Below are 17,290 nucleotides of genomic sequence, written 5' to 3' on the forward strand. Positions count from 1 at the left end.
GGCGGCAAGAGGAGAATAGAGCGATGGCTACCAAGAAGATTACCGACGACAGCTTCCACACCGACGTCATTCAGTCGGACAAGCCGGTTCTGGTAGATTTCTGGGCGGAGTGGTGTGGCCCGTGCAAGATGATCGGGCCGAGCCTCGAGGAGATCTCGGACGAGCTCGGCGAGCAGGTGACGATCGCCAAGATCAACATCGATGAGAACCCGGACGCGCCGGGCCGCTACGGCGTGCGTGGCATCCCGACGATGATCCTGTTCAAGGGCGGCAACCCGGCCGCGACCAAGGTCGGCGCCGAGCCCAAGGGCCGGATCAAGGCATGGCTCGAGGGCGAGCTCGCTTGACCACGATCGGCGGCGTTTAGCTCCCGAAAACTGCCGCGGCGCGTGCCCAGAGTTCGGGCGACGCCGCGGCGAGCAGGCCGGTCGCGGGATCGTCGATGCGATACGGACGGCCGTCGAGCCGCGCCACCTTGCCGCCGGCTTCCTGGACGAACAGCGCCCCGGCGGCGTGATCCCACGGATAGACGCGTTCAAAGAGCGCGGCATCGTAGCGACCATCGGTGAGCGCGGGATATTGCGCGGCTGCGCATTTCATGCCGGGGCAAAGTTCGAGGATGCCTCCCGCGCGTTGCTCCAGCCGCGCCGACGTTTCCGCGTCCATCCAGTAGCGTGAAAATGTGGTCACGGGCAGCGCGCTTCCGGTCCCGGTAGCGCTGATCCCTACGCCATCGACGAACGCGCCGTCGTCTCGCGTCGCGTGGCACAGTCGGTCTGCGACCGGATCGTACAGCCAGCCCGACTCGACGACCCCATCCTCAACGAGCGCGACGATCATGCCGAAAGGCATGCGGCCGGCAGCGAAATTGTTCGTGCCGTCGAGCGGGTCGACCAGCCACAGGCGGCCGGTTCCGATATCGTCGAGCAGCGACGGGTCGAGCGCGCACGCCTCCTCGCCGATCACACGCGCGCCGGGATCTATCGCGCGCAATCCCGCTTCGAGCAGCGCTTCCGCCTCTCGATCGGCGACCGTTACCCAGTCGCCGGGTGACTTTTCCTCCCGCTCGGCGTCGGCGAGCAGGCCGAACCGCGGCAGGATCGCCTGACGCGCGACGTCGGCGAGCAGGGCACGGACCTGGACGTCAAGCGAGGTCAACTGCGGTAGTCGGCATTGATCGAGATGTAGCCGTGCGTCAGATCGCACGTCCACACCGTCGCGCGCCCGTCCCCGATGCCAAGATCGACGCCGATCTCGATCTCTTGCCCCTTCAGGTGATCGGCGACGGGGCGCTCGTCATATCCATCGACCGCCAATCCGTCGCGCGCCACCTGCGTCGCGCCGAAGCGGATCGCGAGCTTGTCGCGCTCGGCCGGTTCGCCCGCCTTGCCGACTGCCATCACCACCCGGCCCCAATTGGCGTCTTCACCCGCGATCGCCGTCTTGACGAGCGGCGAGTTCGCGATCGAGAGCGCAATGCGATGTGCGGAGCGATCGCTGTCGGCGCCCTCGACCGAAATCTCGATGAGTTTGCTCGCCCCTTCGCCGTCACGCACGACCAATTGCGCGAGCTGGTGACACAGGTCAGTAAGAGCGGCGGCGAAGGCGTCGGCGCCCGCTGCACCCTCGGAGAGAGGTTCGTTGCCGGCCGCGCCCGTGGCAAACGCGAGCACCGTGTCGCTCGTCGACGTATCGCCATCGACGGTGATGCACGAGAAGGAACGCGCGTTCGCGGCGGATAGCGCTGCCTGCAGATACGCCGGCTCGACCGCAGCATCGGTGAAGATGAAGCCGAGCATTGTCGCCATGTCGGGCGCGATCATGCCCGATCCCTTGATGATGCCGACCAGCGTTACGCGGCGCCCATCGACGATCGCGGTCGTCTGCGCACCTTTCGCGAAGGTGTCTGTGGTGCCAATCGCATCCGCCGCGTCGCGCCAGCTGCTCGGCGAAGCGGCGAAGGCGGCGTCGAGCCCGGCTTCGGCCTTGTCGATCGGCAGCGGAACACCGATCACGCCGGTCGACGCGACGAAGACGTCGGAGGGAAGGCAGCGGAGCCGCGCGGCGGTGCGCGCCGCGATCGCCTCCACCGCCGCGCGCCCGCGATTGCCGGTGAAGGCGTTCGAATTGCCGGCGTTGACTACCAGGGCGCGCGCGCGCCCGAGCACCAGCGCCTTGCGGCACCATTCGACTTCGGGCGAGGGGCATTTTGACTGCGTCAGCACGCCGGCTACCGCCGTGTCTGCGGGCAGGCTGACGAACGTCAGGTCGCAGCGATCCCAATCCTTATAGCGCGCGCGGGCGATACGCGGTTCGACCCCGGCGACGGGGGGAAGGTCGGGAAAGGGGAGGGCGAGCGGCGAGACAGTGGTTGACATGCCTCCCGCTTAGTTCGGCATCGTCGAACCACAAGGCCGTTCGGACGCGCCGGCCGCATCAACGCGGCGCGGCTTTGGGGTTGGCCCGCTCGACGCATCACCCTATGTCGGCGGCGATGAGCCTGTTGCTGCTTCTTTCTGCGCTGCTTTCCGCGCTGACCGGCGTCGGCGCGGGCGCGCGGGCGCCGGATCGGGCACAGACGGTCGCCGAAGCGTCGGTGAAAGCGGTGCAGGCCGCGACCGTGCGGCGTTCGCCCGCCGAACGTCCGCTCGCGGTATTGCCCTCGATCGTAGCCGTCGCCTCGCTGCGCGCAGCGTGTGCCATTCCAATGGTCGCTGCCGAGCCAATCTTCGCGACCCGCCGGCGCGAATAGCGCGCGTCGCTCCGCTTCGGGCGGACCTCCTTCGTTTATTCATGCGCGGTGCCGAATAGTGGCCGCGCGCTCTCTGTATCAGGAATCCGCCCATGTTCGGCAGCATCGCGAAATCGCTCTTCGGCTCGTCCAACGAACGCTACGTCCGCTCGCTTAACCCGATCCTCGCCAAGATCGCCTCGTTCGAGCCTGCTCTCCAGGCGATGGACGATGCGACGCTAGCCAACCAGACGGTGCTGTTCCGCGAGCGTCTGGCGAACGGCGAGAAGCTCGACGCCCTTCTTCCCGAGGGTTTCGCCACCGTGCGCGAGGCGGCGCGCCGCGTGCTCGGGCAGCGGCACTATGACGTCCAGATGGTCGGCGGCATCGTGCTTCACCGCGGCGAAATCGCCGAGATGCGCACGGGCGAGGGCAAGACGCTGGTGGCGACGCTCGCCACCTATCTCAACGCGCTTCCCGGTGAGGGCGTGCACGTTATCACCGTCAACGACTATCTCGCCGCGCGCGACGCCGAGTGGATGGGCCGAGTCTACCGCTTCCTCGGACTGACCGTGGGCGTGATCGTGCCTAACCTGACCGACGAACAGCGCCGCGAGGCCTATGCCGCCGACATTACCTACGGCACCAACAACGAATTCGGCTTCGATTACCTGCGCGACAACATGAAGTACGAGCGCAGTTCGATGGTGCAGCGCCCGTTCGCGATGGCGATCGTCGACGAGGTCGATTCGGTGCTGATCGATGAAGCGCGAACGCCGCTGATCATCTCCGGCCCGACCGACGACAAGAGCGACCTGTACATGCAGGTCGACGCGATCGTGAAGCAGATCACGCCCGACGATTACGAAAAGGACGAGAAGCAGAAGACGATCGTCCTAACCGAGGATGGCACCGAGCGCGTCGAGCGGTTGCTCGAAGCGGCGGGGCTGCTCGAGGGTGCGAACCTATACGATTTCGAGAACACGCAGGTGGTGCACCACCTGAACCAGTCCCTGCGCGCGAACGTGATGTTCAAGTCCGATATCGATTACATCGTCAAGGACGGTAAGGTCATCATCATCGACGAGTTCACCGGCCGCATGATGGACGGGCGGCGCTGGTCGGACGGTCTGCACCAGGCGGTAGAGGCGAAGGAGGGCGTGCAGATCGAGCCCGAGAATCAGACAATGGCGTCGATCACCTTCCAGAACTATTTCCGCATGTACCCCAAGCTCGCCGGCATGACGGGCACGGCGGCGACTGAGGCCGCCGAGTTCTTCGACATCTACAAGATGAACGTCGTCACCATTCCGACGAACAAGCCGATCCGGCGTGTCGACGAGGAAGACGAATTCTACAAGGATACGCAGGACAAGTTCCGCGCGATCGCCAAGCGCATCCGCGAACATGCCGAGAAGGGCCAGCCGGTGCTGGTCGGCACCGTGTCGATCGAGAAGTCCGAGCTGCTGAGCGAGTTCCTGCGCCAGGAAGGCGTCGACCATTCGGTGCTCAACGCGCGCTACCACGAGCAGGAGGCGCATATCGTCGCGCAGGCCGGGCGGCTCGGCGCGGTGACGATCGCCACCAATATGGCCGGTCGCGGCACCGACATTCAGCTGGGCGGCAACCTCGAATTCCGCGTCGAGGACGAGCTTGCCGGCATGCCCGAGGGGCCGGAGCGCGAAGCGGCGATCGCGCAGATCGACGCCGAGATCGCGGCAGAGAAGGCGCGCGTGCTCGAGGCGGGCGGCCTGTTCGTGCTCGGCACCGAGCGGCACGAGAGCCGGCGTATCGACAACCAGCTACGCGGCCGTTCGGGGCGTCAGGGCGATCCGGGGCTCAGCCGCTTCTACCTCAGCCTCGACGACGATCTGCTGCGCATCTTCGGGCCGGACACGCTGTTCGCCAAGATGATGCGCAATAACATCGAGGACGGCGAGGCGATCGGCAGCAAGTGGCTGACCAAGGCGATCGAGACCGCGCAGAAGAAGGTCGAGGCGCGCAACTACGACATTCGCAAACAGGTGGTCGAATATGACGACGTGATGAACGATCAGCGCAAGGTAATCTACGAGCAGCGCGCCGACATCATGGATGCCGATACCGTCGGTGACGTGGTGGAGGACATGCGCGCCGAAACGGTCAACGCGATCGTCGGCGAGGCGTGCCCGGTCGGCTCTTATCCCGAGCAGTGGGACGTCGAGGGGATGAAGGCGCGGCTTGCCGACGTCCTCAACGTCCAGCCGCCGATCGACTCGTGGCTGAACGAGGATGCGATCGATCCCGAACTGGTGACCGAACGCGTGCAGGCCGAGGCGGACGCGCTGGTAAACGGCAAGTCGGGCGAGCTCGAGCCCGCGACGTGGACGCAGATCGAGAAGTCGATCCTGCTTCAGAACCTCGACCATCACTGGAAGGAGCATCTTGCGACGCTCGATGCGCTGCGCCAAGTGGTGCACCTGCGCGCCTATGCGCAGAAGACGCCGATTAACGAGTACAAGCAGGAGGCGTTTGCGCTGTTTCAGCGGATGCTCGACAACATTCGCGAGGACGTGACTAAGACGATCGCGCACGCTGAGTTCCGTTTCCAGCCGCCGCCCGAATTGCCCGAGCTGCCCGACTTCATCACGACGCACTTCGACCCATTCACCGGCGAGGACAATTCGGCGGACGTCGATGCGGGCACGATGGGCCTGATCCAGACGCAGCTGCCCCCGCTGCAGATGGCGCCACTGACCGAAGCCGATCTCGGCACCGATCCGGCTGGATGGGAGGGACAGGTTAGCCGCAACGCGCCATGCCCGTGCGGGTCGGGGCGCAAGTACAAGCACTGCCACGGCGCGGTGTGACGATTCGGCGCGATCTAACGGTCGATAGATAAAACAAAGGCCCCGCTTGGTCGCAGCGGGGCCATTTCTCTTTGAACGCTGCGCGTAGGGTTTAGCGGCGCTGCTGCCCCGGCAAGACAATCGTCGGTCCGAGCCGCTCGGCCACGTCGCGCGCGTTGAACGCGCGAACCTCGTCACGCGGCGGCGTGCCTTTGCGCATCACCACCTCGGCCGATGCTTCGTAGCGGTCGACGGTGCGGACGTCGAAATCGTTGAAGCCGCCGCCCCAACCGCCCCAGCCACCCCAGCCGCCCCACGGACGACCGTAGTAGCGCCACGAGGGGCCCCAATAGCCGCCGAAGCCGCCGTAACCCCAGCCCGGCCCGAAACCGCCGCCGAACCCGGTGCCCGTCGAATAGGTGCGCGCCTGCCGGTCGGTCTCACGATCGACCATCACGAAATAATCGTAACCGTTCTGCAGCGTCAGCTCGGCGGCGCGGAACAGCAGGTACCGCTCGACCGTGTCGCGATCGGTGACGGTGTTGCCAGCGAAAGTGACCAGAAAGCGGTTTGCTTCGACCTGGCGCTCACTGAAGCCGGTTCGATTGAAGCCCGATCCGGTGGCGGGCCGATACGGCGTTTCAGTTGCGCAGCCTGATACTACTAGCGCGCCAGCAGCGGCCGCCGCCATCAACAGGCCGCGACCAGAACGGAAAATGCTCATCATATTGTCTCCGAGGCCGCCGATACGGCGGAGCGTGATCGCTTTAGAACACAGCACTGGAACGCCAGATGAACGGATTGGCTCCCGCACGCCTCGTTTCGTCGCAGTTCTAATGACTTACCCGATATTCGCCGAGTGGCTCTCCAGCACGTTGAGGTACGATCGCAGGACCACTTCGTTGATCGTGTCCCAGCGGTAGCCCGCGGCCTTGGCCGAGCCGGCACGTCCCATCGCGTAGCGCAGATCGTCGTCGGCGACGAGTGTCGCGATCGCGTCGGCATATCCCGGCACATCGCGCGGGGCGACGAGCAAGCCGGTCTTGCCTTCATCGACCAGCCCCACGGCACCCGACGCGCGCGCCGCGATAATCGGCACGCCAGCCGCCATCGCCTCTAGTGTCACGTTGCCGAACGTCTCGGTGACGCTGGGATTGAAGAACAGGTCCATCGACGCGACGGCGCGCCCGAGATCGTCGCCCGATTGGAAGCCGGCGAACACCGCCTCTGGCACCTGTTCGGTGAACCAGTCCCGTGCCGGGCCCTCGCCGATAACGAGCACGCGATGCGGAACACGGCGGCGCTTCAACTCGGTGATGACGTCGACGAAGATGTCGAGCCCCTTCTCCTTGACGAGGCGGCCGAGAAAACCAACTGCGACTTCGTGGTCGCCGATGCCGAGCGAGCGGCGCCAGCACAGGTCGCGGCGATGCGGCGAGAAGCGGGCATGGTTCACGCCGCGCGACCAAACGGTCACCGGCGTCATGACGCCCCAGTCGTGCAGTATTTCACCGAGCAGCGGACCGGGGACTAGAACGCGATCGGCGCGATTGTAGAAGCGCGTCAGCAGCCGCTCGAACACCGGCTCGATGAAGCCGAGCCCGTAATAGCGCGGGTAGGTCTCGAACCGCGTATGGAGAGAGGCGACGCGGGCGATGCCGTTGCGTTTAGCGTAGCTGAGTGCGCGATGCCCGAGGATATCGGGCGCGGATACGTGGACGAGGTTTGGCGCGAAGGCGGCAAGATCGCGCTTAATCCGGCGCGGCAGGCCGCGTGCGACGCGATACTCGCTCCGCCCGCCCGGCATCGGCAATGCCGGAACGTCGACGAGATCGCCTGTCGCCGGGAAGGCGGGGTTCGCGACGGTCGGCGAATAGACGCGGACCTGGACACCGCGGGAGAGGAGATGACCGACGAGCAGATTGAGCGCCTGGCTCGCGCCGTCGCGGATATAATTGTAATTGCCGCTGAACAGCGCAACGCGAATTTCAGACGGCAGCATGGTGGCACCGCGTAGCCACAGATTGGGGCGATCGCTAGGCAAAGTCGCACCGGCGTCGCGCGCGTGGCGGGGCATCAACATGGGCGGCATCAGCGATAAGACGCGCGATCACGCGTTTGGTGACAATCACCGCGCCGCCGTCATTACAGCGTGCCGAGTTCGTCCTTGCGTCGGATACGCCTGATGCGCGGTTCGCGGTCTAGCTCCGCCTGCGCGCGGATCGTCTGGCGCAACTCGTCGCGCTTCTCGTGGATCGAGGCAATCACCGGCCCCATCGCGACGCCGAGATCGACCAGCACGGCTTCCGACAATTGCAGCGAGCTCTCGAGCGTTTCCGGCACGGCGTCGGTCACGCCGGCGCGGTACAGTTCGGCGGCATGCGTCGCGTCGCGCGCGCGGGCGATGATCGGCAGCTCCGGCGCGAGCGCGCGGACGCGGCGAGCGAGGCGGACCGTCAGCACTGGATCGTCCATCGTCAGGATCAGCGCGCGCGCCTGGACAAGGTCGAGCCGGTCGACCAGCTCGGGTCTAATGACGTCGCCGAACATCACCGGATAACCTGCGGCGCGCGCCAACTTGACGACGTCGATGTCTGCCTCGACCGCAACGTAGGGGATCTTGTGCTTCGCCATCATGTCGGCGATGAGCTGCCCGACACGGCCGAAGCCGATGATCACCGCCCGTCCGGCGTCCGGCTCGGTCGCGATCGCTGGCTCGGCGCCGTACTCGATCCGGCGTGATAACGCGCTGCCGCCTTTTGCGAGCAACGGCGTGATCGTCAGCCCGATCGCGGTGACGGTCTGCCAGAAGGCGGCGGTCGAGGGCAGGATCAGTTGTGCCTGCGCGGCGGTCGCGAGTACGATGAGTGTCGTCTCCGACGGACTGCCCATCAGCAGCCCCGTTTCCGCCGCAACGCCGGGCCGGGCATTGGCGACACGAAGCAGCAGAAAGGTGACGACGGTCTTCACCGCGACGACGCCAGCGACGGCGAGCAGCAGCGTCGACCAGTTTTCCGCGATCGAGCGCAGATCGAGGCTCATCCCGACGGTGATGAGGAACACGCCGAGCGCCAGCCCCATGAACGGCGCGGTCATGACCTCGACTTCGGTGCGGTATTCGGTCTCGGCGATCAGCAGCCCGGCGAGCAGCGCGCCGACAATCGGCGAGAGCCCCGCCGCAGTGGTCGCGACGCTGGCGACGATTACCACTAGCAGCGATGCGGCGAGGAACAGTTCGGGGCTCTTGGTGCGCGCCGCCTGTGCGAACAGCCGCGGCAGGACGAGGCGCCCGCCGACGTACATCGCGACGACAGTCAGCCCACCGCGCAGCGCAACGAGGCCAATCGAGGCGCCGCCGTCGGCATTCGCGGTCGGCGCGAGCGCGCCAAGCGCGAAGATGATCGGCACGAGCGCCAGATCCTCGAACAGCAGCATTGCGAAGGCACCGCGCCCGACGGCGCTTGTGGTTCCGACCAGTGGCAGTACGAGCGCGGTCGACGAGAGTGCTAGCGCGAGCCCCAGCCCGATCGCGCCGGGCCAGCCCTGACCCAGCAGATGCAAGGCGGTGCCGATGATCATCGCGGAACCGATCAGCTCCGCAGGGCCGGTGCCGAACACTAGCCGCCGCATCGTCCACAAGCGGCGGAACGACAGCTCGAGCCCGATTGAGAAAAGCAGCAGGATGATGCCGAACTCGGCGAACGGTTCTATCGATTCGGGATCTGAGATGGTGACGTAGTAGAGCCATGGCGCAAGATCGACGTGGGCGCCGAGCCCCGACGGCCCGACCAGCAGGCCAACCAGGATGAACCCGATCACCGGGCTGACGCGGAAGCGCGCAAAGGCCGGGATCACCATCCCGGCTGCGCCCAGGATCACCAGCGCGTCCGAAAAGCCTTCATTGTCCAGTCGCAACGCCATGCGGCACCCTAGACGCGTTTGCCGCGGCTTGTCGCGGCTTGCGAACGGCGCTGCGCACGAAAAAGGGCGGCCGGATCGCTCCAGCCGCCCTGCTTAGCTTATGGCTTTGGTGACGTCAGGCCCAGTTCGCCATCTTGTTCTCGAGGTTCTGGCGGACCGCCTCGAAGAACTGCTCGGTCGTCATCCACTTCTGATCGGGGCCGATCAGGATCGCGAGATCCTTGGTCATGTCGCCGTTCTCGACCGTCTCGATGCAGACCTGCTCCAGCGTCTCGGCGAAGCGGGTGACATCGGGCGTGCCGTCGAACTTGCCGCGATACTTGAGCCCGCCGGTCCACGCGAAGATCGATGCGATCGGGTTGGTCGACGTCGCCTTGCCCTGCTGGTGCTGGCGATAGTGGCGCGTCACGGTGCCGTGCGCCGCCTCGGCCTCGATCGTCTTGCCGTCCGGCGTCATCAGCACCGACGTCATCAGGCCGAGCGAGCCGAAGCCCTGCGCGACCTGATCTGACTGCACGTCCCCGTCGTAATTCTTGCACGCCCAGACGAACTCGCCGCTCCACTTCAGCGCAGAGGCGACCATGTCGTCGATGAGGCGGTGCTCGTAGACGATGCCTGCAGCCTTGAACTTGTCGGCGAACTCCGCCTCGAAGATTTCGGCGAACAGATCCTTGAAACGGCCGTCGTAGGCCTTGAGAATCGTGTTCTTGGTCGACAGGTACAGCGGCCAGCCGCGGCCGAGGCTGTAGTTCATCGACGCGCGAGCGAAATCGCGGATCGACTGGTCGAGATTGTACATCCCCATCGCGACGCCGGCTTCGGGGAAGTCGTAGACGTCCTTCTCGATGACGGTGCCGTCCTCGCCCTCGAACTTCATGGTGAGCTTGCCCTTGCCGGGCACCTTGAAGTCGGTCGCGCGATACTGGTCGCCGAAGGCGTGACGGCCGACGACGATCGGGTGCGTCCAGCCCGGGATCAGGCGTGGGACGTTCTTGATCACGATCGGCTCGCGGAAGATCACACCGCCCAAGATGTTGCGGATCGTGCCGTTGGGCGACTTCCACATCTGCTTGAGGCCGAACTCCTCGACGCGCGCCTCATCGGGGGTGATCGTGGCGCACTTCACCGCGACGCCATACTTCTGCGTCGCGTGCGCGCTGTCGATCGTGATCTGGTCGTTCGTCTCGTCGCGCTTCTCGACGCCAAGATCGTAGTAGTCGAGCTCGATATCGAGATACGGCTTGATCAGGCGCTCGCGGATCCATTCCCAGATGATCCGCGTCATCTCGTCGCCGTCGATCTCCACAACGGGCGTCTTCACCTTGATCTTGGCCATGTTCGCTTGTTCCTTCGAGGGGAGGGTTGGCGCGGCGATAGGGGGAAGGGGGCAGGGGATCAACCATCGGGCAATTCCGAACGCGAGGATCGCGCCACCCTTTCGTTGTGCGCATGGGATCGCGCGGCTACACGCAGGGCCATGCCATCGCTCGAGAAGCCAGAGGCCGCCGGCCTTCCCGTCACCACCACCGTCAAATGGCGGTTCCCCGCCGTGCATCCCGAGGGGCAGAAGTTCGTCGCGATCGCGTTCGGCATCACGCTGCTGATGACGATCGTGCACAACGTGTTCTTCTGGCCGCTGCTCGGCATCACGATCTGGGTCGCGGCGTTCTTCCGCGATCCCATCCGCACCACGCCGCGCGGCGAGGATCTGATCGTGTCGCCGGCGGACGGCCTGGTGACGATGATTGCGGACGTTCCCGTGCCGCGCGAGCTCGTTGGAGAACTTGGCGACGGCCGGCTGACGCGCGTGTCGGTGTTCATGAGCGTGTTCGACGTGCACATCAATCGCGCGCCGATCGCGGGGACGATCCGCCAGGTCGTCTACATTTCCGGCAAGTTCCTCAACGCCGATCTCGACAAGGCGTCGGAGGACAATGAGCGCCAGCATTTCGTCGTCGAAGGGCATGACGGGCGCAAGGTCGGCTTCACGCAGATCGCAGGATTGGTGGCGCGGCGCATCATGGGCTTCGTCAAGGTCGGCGACATGGTCGCGGCGGGGCAGCGCGTCGGGCTGATCAGGTTCGGCAGCCGCGTCGATGTGTACCTGCCGACCGGCTATGCGCCGCAGGTCGCGCTGGGCCAGCGCGCGATCGCCGGCGAGACGATTCTCGGTCGCGTAGGCGTGGCCGCCGCAACGGGCATCGCGCAGTGAGGCGACCGATCCGGACGCGCCGGGGACTGCCGCTTCGCGCCGTCGCGCCCAACGCGGTCACCGCGCTCGCGCTGTGTTCGGGGCTTAGCGGGGTCCAATTCGCGATCAAGGCACGGTCGATGGAGAACGATCTGCCGCTGCACAGCGGCGTCGATCTTGTCGCGCTCGCCGAACGTGCCGCGCTGCACTGGCAACTCGCGGTCGCCTTCGTGCTGCTCGCCGGTGTACTCGACGGCATCGACGGTCGGATCGCGCGTATGCTGCACGGCGAAAGTCGGTTCGGCGCCGAGCTCGATTCGCTTGCTGATGCAATCTCGTTCGGGGTTTCCCCCGCGCTGATCCTCTATCTGTGGTCGTTGTCCGCGTTGCCGCGGTTCGGCTGGATCGCGTCGCTTATGCTTGCGGTATTTTGCGCGCTTCGCTTGGCCCGCTTCAATGCGGCGATCGACGCCGACGAGCAGCCACACAAGTCTGCCGGCTTCCTTACCGGCGTTCCCGCACCGGCGGGAGCGGGGCTCGCCTTTCTGCCGATCTTCCTGTGGTTCTGGACAGAAGAGCCGATCCTGCGCTCGCCATACGTGGTGGCGCCATGGACAGCGTTCGTCGCGATCTTGATGGTGTCTAGCATCGCGACCTGGTCATGGTCGTCGCTTCGCCTGCGCCGCAACATCCGCTTCGAAGCGCTAGCGGTGGTGGTTATTGCCGGTGCGGCAGCCGTGACGGCGCCGTGGCATACGACCAGCGCCCTCAGCCTCGGTTATCTCCTCGCGATCCCGTTCAGCATCGCGAGCTACGCACGGATCAAGCGGCTGCGCGCACTCGCGGTGCCAGGACGGGGCGAGACTGCGCCGCCCACCGCCTGACTGCAATACGCCGTTCGGCCTGAACCAACGTGGCGAGCGGGTGGAATTGCGACTGCGGCTGGCCACGTAGCGCAGCGACGATGCGGTCGAAGCGCGGCGCCACGGTTGCGGCGATTGCGTAAGCGGAGATGCCGAACGTTCCGGCGAAGACACCAAAGCTAACCAACGACATCATTGTTCGCCTTCCTTTTGCCGCGAACCACAACGCTGAAATCCGCCCAGCGAATTTTGGTTCCACTAAAATTCCGTCAACATTGAACCATTTACGCGTGAAAGCTGGAATAACCCTCGGTAGCGCTGACGGTTCATGTTCTGTTCCTAGGCTTGTTCCACTTCTGTTCGACCGCGTCAAGCGTTGCTTTCCCTAGGCAGTCTGCTATAGGCGCGCGCCTAAACTCCGCATGGGAAGCATCATTACCCGGTGCGCCGCCTTTCAGGCCCGCGTCATCCGCTTCCCAGAGGCATAACCGGAAGGAACACAGACTATGGCGGCACCTGTCGTCACGATGCAGCAGCTTATCGAAACCGGCGCGCATTTCGGCCACCAGACCCACCGCTGGAACCCGAAGATGAAGCCGTACTTGTTCGGTGACCGCAACGGCGTCCACATCATCGATCTGTCGCAGACGGTGCCGCTGTTCGCGCGCGCGCTTGAATTCATCAGCTCAACCGTCGCCGGTGGCGGCAAGGTGCTGTTCGTTGGCACCAAGCGCCAGGCGCAGGAGCCGGTCGCCGATGCCGCGCGCCGTGCGGGCCAGCATTTCGTCAACCACCGCTGGCTGGGCGGCATGCTCACCAACTGGAAGACGATCTCCAACTCGATCAAGCGTCTCAAGGCACTCGAAGAGCAGCTGTCGGGCAACACCGCCGGCCTCACCAAGAAGGAAGTGCTGCAGCTCACCCGCGAGAAGGACAAGCTCGAGATGAGCCTTGGCGGGATTCGCGACATGGGCGGCGTGCCCGACATCATGTTCGTGATCGACGCCAACAAGGAAGAACTGGCGATCAAGGAGGCCAACACGCTCGGCATCCCCGTCGTCGCGATCCTCGATTCGAACGTGTCGCCGGACGGCATCGCCTTCCCGGTGCCCGCGAACGACGATGCGAGCCGTGCGATCCGCCTGTATTGCGAAGCGGTGGCGATCGCCTCGACGCGCGGCAGCAACGAGCAGCAGCGCCGTGGCGGTGTCGATTTCGGCGCGATGGCCGAGCCGCCGGCCGAGGAAGCGCTCGGCAGCGATCCGGTCGTGGCCGATGCCGGCACCGAGGAATCGCGCCAGGTCGACGCGTAACTGAAACATGGCCGGCCTAACCGCCGGCCGCCAAGTTCCTTCGTGCCGTGCCGTCGATGCCCGCCTGCCGCTCACCAAGCGGTCGGACGCGCACCGGCCGGCATGGCACGAACCGATTCAGAGACAAGGATAGCGAAGATGGCCGATATCACGGCAGCGATGGTCAAGGACCTGCGCGAGAAGAGCGGCGCGGGCATGATGGATTGCAAGAAGGCGCTAGGCGAGACCGGCGGCGACATGGACGCGGCGATGGATTGGCTGCGCACCAAGGGCCTTGCGGCTGCCGCCAAGAAGTCGAGCCGCACCGCGGCCGAGGGTCTCGTCGGCGTCACCACCAGCGGCACCAAGGGCGCGGCGGTCGAGGTCAATTCGGAGACCGACTTCGTCGCGAAGAACGACCAGTTCCAGCAGTTCGTTCGCGAAGTGACGCAGATCGCGCTCGCGACGGGTGGCGACGTCGATTCGCTCAAGGCGCAGGCGATGCCGAGCGGCAAGACCGTCGAGGAAGTGCTGACCAACAACGTCGCGACGATCGGTGAGAACCAGTCGCTGCGCCGCACGAAGACGCTGGAGGTGTCGAAGGGCGCCGTCGTCGGCTACGTCCACAACCAGCAGTCGCCGGGCCTCGGCAAGATCGGCGTGCTCGTCGCGCTCGAGAGCGACGCGTCGGACGACGTGTTGCAGAGCCTCGGCAAGCAGCTCGCGATGCACGTCGCCGCCGCTTTCCCGAAGGCGCTGAACGAGGCCGACCTCGACGAGGCCGAGATCGAGCGCGAGCGCGCGATCGCCGCCGAGAAGGCGGGCGAGAGCGGCAAGCCGGCGGACATCATCGCCAAAATGGTCGAAGGCTCGATCGCAAAGTACCGCAAGGAGCATGCGCTGGTCAGCCAGCTGTTCGTGATGGACGGCAAGACCAAGATCAGCGACGTCGTCGCTAAGGCTGGTAAGGACGCCGGCGCGACGATCGTGCTCAAGGATTATGTCCGCTTCCAGCTCGGCGAAGGCATTGAGAAGGAAGCATCGGACTTCGCGGCCGAAGTCGCTGCCGCGTCGGGCGTGCCGCAGAACACGCAGGCTGTGCCGACTGCGTGATCCTGCGGCGGCTTGCGCCGCTTGAGGTTGAAAGCGGGTTCGGATCACATCGTCACACGCGCAGCGAACAGCGCGGTGTGGTGATAGTGGTTCGGATCCGCTTTTTCTCGTAGAAGGCGATCGCGACGATGGCCGCCATGTTACCGCCCAATGACCCGAACACCTGTTGCGGGCGCAAGGCCGTGTCCCTAAAGGTCTCCACCGCTTTACCTATCGATCGAGACGCATGACCGACCGGCCCTATAAACGCATCCTCTTGAAGCTGTCGGGCGAGGTGCTGATGGGTGAGGGGGGGCTCGCGATCGATCCCGCCGTCACGGCACGCGTGGCGGAGGAGATCGCCGACGTGAAGGCGCAGGGCTACGAGCTCTGCGTCGTCGTCGGCGGCGGCAATATCTTCCGCGGACTTGCGGCTGCCGCCAAGGGTTTCGAGCGCGCGACCGCCGATTATATGGGCATGCTGGCGACGGTGATGAACGCGCTGGCGGTGCAGAATGCGCTCGAGCAGATCGGCATCGACACACGCGTCCAGTCCGCGATCCCGATGGAATCGGTGTGCGAGCCGTTTATTCGCCGTCGCGCCGTCCGCCACCTGGAGAAGAACCGCGTCGTGATCTTCGCCGCGGGCGTGGGATCGCCGTTCTTCACCACCGACAGCGGCGCGGCGTTGCGCGCGGCGGAGATGAACTGCGACGCGTTGTTCAAGGGGACTAGCGTTGACGGCATCTACGACGCCGATCCGAAAAAGGTGGCCGACGCCAAGCGCTACGAGACGATCTCGTACGACACGGTGCTGTCCAAGAACTTGAAGGTGATGGACGCAAGCGCGGTGGCGCTATGCCGCGATTCGAACATTCCGATCGTCGTCTTCAACATCCGCGAACACGGCAATTTCGCTGCGGTTCTGAGCGGCGAAGGCGTGTCGACGATCGTCCAGGAACGAGCAGGAGACTAAGCATGGCCGCCTATGACAAGGCCGATCTCGAACGCCGCATGGCGGGCGCCGTTGAGGCACTGAAGGGCGATCTCGCTGGGCTTCGGACGGGGCGCGCTTCGACGGCGCTGCTCGATCCGGTGACGGTCGAGGTGTACGGATCGCACATGCCGCTCAATCAGGTCGCGACCGTCTCGGTGCCCGAGCCGCGGATGATCTCGGTGCAGGTGTGGGACAAGAGCAACGTCGGCCCGGTGGAGAAGGCGATCCGCTCGGCCGGCCTCGGACTCAACCCGATTAACGACGGCCAGACGCTTCGCCTGCCGATTCCTGATCTGACTGAAGAGCGTCGCAAGGAGCTCGCCAAGCTCGCCGGCTCCTATTCGGAGAAGGCCAAGGTAGCGGTGCGCAACGTGCGGCGCGACGGCATGGACAGCCTGAAGGTCGACGAGAAGAAGGGCGTGTTCGGCGAGGACGATCGCAAACGGCTCGAGACCGAAGTGCAGAAGCTGACCGACGCGACGATCGCCGAGATCGACGTCGCCGCGAGCGCCAAGGAAAAGGAAATCCTCGGCAAGTGAGCCGAGACTCGGCCTTCTGCCCGGTCGGGTCTTGGTCGCCGCGCCGCATTTGTGCCGCGTGGGGCGAACTGCCGCGCGGCGTGTCGGGCCGTGCTGTAGAAGGTACGCGAGGGTGAGCACGGCGCCGAAGCTCGTCGCGGGCGGGGGCGCGTTGCCGCGTCACGTCGCGATCATCATGGACGGCAACGGCCGCTGGGCGAAGAAGCGTCTGCTGCCGCGCGCCGCCGGGCACAAGGCGGGTGTCGAGGCGGTGCGGCGCGTAACGCGCCACGCGCGCGCGATCGGCATCGAAGCGCTCACCATCTACGCTTTTTCGTCGGAGAACTGGCGCCGGCCCGAGGAGGAGATCGGCGACTTGATGGGTCTGCTGCGGCTGTTCATCCGCAGCGATCTCGCCGAGCTCGTGCGCGAGAACGTCCGCTTACGAATCCTCGGCGATTTCCGCCGCTTCCCGGCCGACGTCGTCGCGCTGATCGACGACGCGGTGGCGCGCTGCGCGGGCAATAGCGGCCCGATCCTGGCGATCGCACTGAACTACGGCGCGCAGGCAGAACTAGTACGCGCGGCGCAAAGTGTGGCTGCGCGACTGGCGCCCGAGCAGATCGACGCGGCGTCGATCGAGGCCGAGCTCGAGACGCGCGACCTGCCGCCGCTCGACCTATTGATCCGCACGTCGGGCGAGCATCGCCTGTCGAACTTCTTGCTGTGGCAGGCTGCCTATGCGGAGCTGCTCTTCGTCGACACGCTGTGGCCTGATTTCGGCGCGGCGGATCTCGACGCAGCGGTGGCGGCGTTCGGCAATCGTCAGCGCCGGTTCGGAGGCTTGTGACGACGCC

General features: G+C 65.5%; 16 protein-coding genes. 10 read left to right on the top strand and 6 right to left on the bottom strand.

Features of this window, described 5'->3' with window-relative positions; all coding sequences use genetic code 11:
• Nucleotides 1–23: 23 nt before the first annotated feature.
• Entirely contained in the window at nt 24–347 is a 324-nt protein-coding gene (gene trxA, locus B7L05_RS07405) for a thioredoxin TrxA (protein ID WP_085809636.1), read from the top strand.
• A 16-nt stretch (nt 348–363) separates the two neighbouring features.
• Here the strand turns inward: trxA and B7L05_RS07410 are convergent, their stop codons facing one another.
• Together B7L05_RS07410 and argJ are read right to left on the bottom strand one after the other, a co-directional pair.
• Nucleotides 364–1,158 carry an inositol monophosphatase family protein gene (locus B7L05_RS07410; RefSeq protein WP_085809637.1) on the bottom strand — a complete coding sequence of 265 codons (795 nt, stop codon included), beginning with the start codon at nt 1,156–1,158 and terminating at the stop codon, nt 364–366.
• Nucleotides 1,155–2,378: a bifunctional glutamate N-acetyltransferase/amino-acid acetyltransferase ArgJ gene (argJ, locus tag B7L05_RS07415; RefSeq protein WP_085809638.1), complete on the bottom strand. Its 1,224-nt coding sequence runs from the start codon at nt 2,376–2,378 to the stop codon at nt 1,155–1,157. Before argJ ends, B7L05_RS07410 begins: the two co-directional genes overlap by 4 nt.
• A gap of 116 nt (nt 2,379–2,494) precedes the next feature.
• Between argJ and B7L05_RS07420 the strand changes: the two genes are divergently transcribed.
• Nucleotides 2,495–2,752, top strand: coding sequence for a hypothetical protein (locus tag B7L05_RS07420; RefSeq protein ID WP_144037173.1), 258 nt, complete (start codon nt 2,495–2,497; stop codon nt 2,750–2,752).
• 92 nt (nt 2,753–2,844) lie between these two features.
• Nucleotides 2,845–5,580 (top strand): preprotein translocase subunit SecA, encoded by a 2,736-nt coding sequence (gene secA / locus B7L05_RS07425; protein ID WP_085809640.1) that lies wholly within the window; start codon nt 2,845–2,847, stop codon nt 5,578–5,580.
• A gap of 91 nt (nt 5,581–5,671) precedes the next feature.
• Here the strand turns inward: secA and B7L05_RS07430 are convergent, their stop codons facing one another.
• From B7L05_RS07430 to B7L05_RS07445, 4 genes are all read right to left on the bottom strand, one after another.
• Entirely contained in the window at nt 5,672–6,283 is a 612-nt protein-coding gene (locus tag B7L05_RS07430; RefSeq protein ID WP_085809832.1) for a hypothetical protein, read from the bottom strand.
• Nucleotides 6,284–6,400: 117 nt separating this feature from the next.
• Nucleotides 6,401–7,561 carry a glycosyltransferase family 1 protein gene (locus B7L05_RS07435; protein ID WP_085809833.1) on the bottom strand — a complete coding sequence of 387 codons (1,161 nt, stop codon included), beginning with the start codon at nt 7,559–7,561 and terminating at the stop codon, nt 6,401–6,403.
• A gap of 143 nt (nt 7,562–7,704) precedes the next feature.
• Nucleotides 7,705–9,480, bottom strand: a complete 1,776-nt coding sequence (locus tag B7L05_RS07440) for a cation:proton antiporter (RefSeq protein ID WP_085809641.1) — start codon at nt 9,478–9,480, stop codon at nt 7,705–7,707.
• A 115-nt stretch (nt 9,481–9,595) separates the two neighbouring features.
• Nucleotides 9,596–10,816: an NADP-dependent isocitrate dehydrogenase gene (locus B7L05_RS07445; RefSeq protein WP_085809642.1), complete on the bottom strand. Its 1,221-nt coding sequence runs from the start codon at nt 10,814–10,816 to the stop codon at nt 9,596–9,598.
• Between the two features lie 141 nt (nt 10,817–10,957).
• Here B7L05_RS07445 and B7L05_RS07450 point away from each other — a divergent pair, with 141 nt between their 5' ends.
• The 7 genes from B7L05_RS07450 (at nt 10,958) to uppS (ending at nt 17,283) form a co-directional block, all read left to right on the top strand.
• Nucleotides 10,958–11,692, top strand: coding sequence for a phosphatidylserine decarboxylase (locus B7L05_RS07450; protein WP_085809643.1), 735 nt, complete (start codon nt 10,958–10,960; stop codon nt 11,690–11,692).
• The gene (locus B7L05_RS07455) at nt 11,689–12,555 is read left to right on the top strand and encodes a phosphatidylcholine/phosphatidylserine synthase (RefSeq protein ID WP_085809644.1); all 867 of its coding nucleotides are present in this window, start codon (nt 11,689–11,691) and stop codon (nt 12,553–12,555) included. The genes B7L05_RS07450 and B7L05_RS07455 overlap by 4 nt, the downstream gene beginning before the upstream one ends.
• A 485-nt stretch (nt 12,556–13,040) precedes the next feature.
• The gene (gene rpsB, locus B7L05_RS07460) at nt 13,041–13,847 is read left to right on the top strand and encodes a 30S ribosomal protein S2 (RefSeq protein ID WP_085809645.1); all 807 of its coding nucleotides are present in this window, start codon (nt 13,041–13,043) and stop codon (nt 13,845–13,847) included.
• Nucleotides 13,848–13,985: 138 nt separating this feature from the next.
• Complete coding sequence (gene tsf, locus B7L05_RS07465) at nt 13,986–14,939, top strand: translation elongation factor Ts (RefSeq protein WP_085809646.1); 954 nt, start codon at nt 13,986–13,988, stop codon at nt 14,937–14,939.
• A gap of 226 nt (nt 14,940–15,165) precedes the next feature.
• Nucleotides 15,166–15,894 carry a UMP kinase gene (gene pyrH / locus B7L05_RS07470; protein ID WP_085809647.1) on the top strand — a complete coding sequence of 243 codons (729 nt, stop codon included), beginning with the start codon at nt 15,166–15,168 and terminating at the stop codon, nt 15,892–15,894.
• Nucleotides 15,895–15,896: 2 nt separating this feature from the next.
• Nucleotides 15,897–16,454, top strand: a complete 558-nt coding sequence (frr, locus tag B7L05_RS07475) for a ribosome recycling factor (protein WP_085809648.1) — start codon at nt 15,897–15,899, stop codon at nt 16,452–16,454.
• 112 nt (nt 16,455–16,566) lie between these two features.
• Complete coding sequence (gene uppS, locus B7L05_RS07480) at nt 16,567–17,283, top strand: polyprenyl diphosphate synthase (RefSeq protein WP_085809649.1); 717 nt, start codon at nt 16,567–16,569, stop codon at nt 17,281–17,283.
• Nucleotides 17,284–17,290: the final 7 nt, after the last annotated feature.

The organism is Sphingomonas sp. TZW2008 (assembly GCF_002117915.1).
Taxonomy (GTDB): Bacteria; Pseudomonadota; Alphaproteobacteria; order Sphingomonadales; family Sphingomonadaceae; genus Sphingomonas.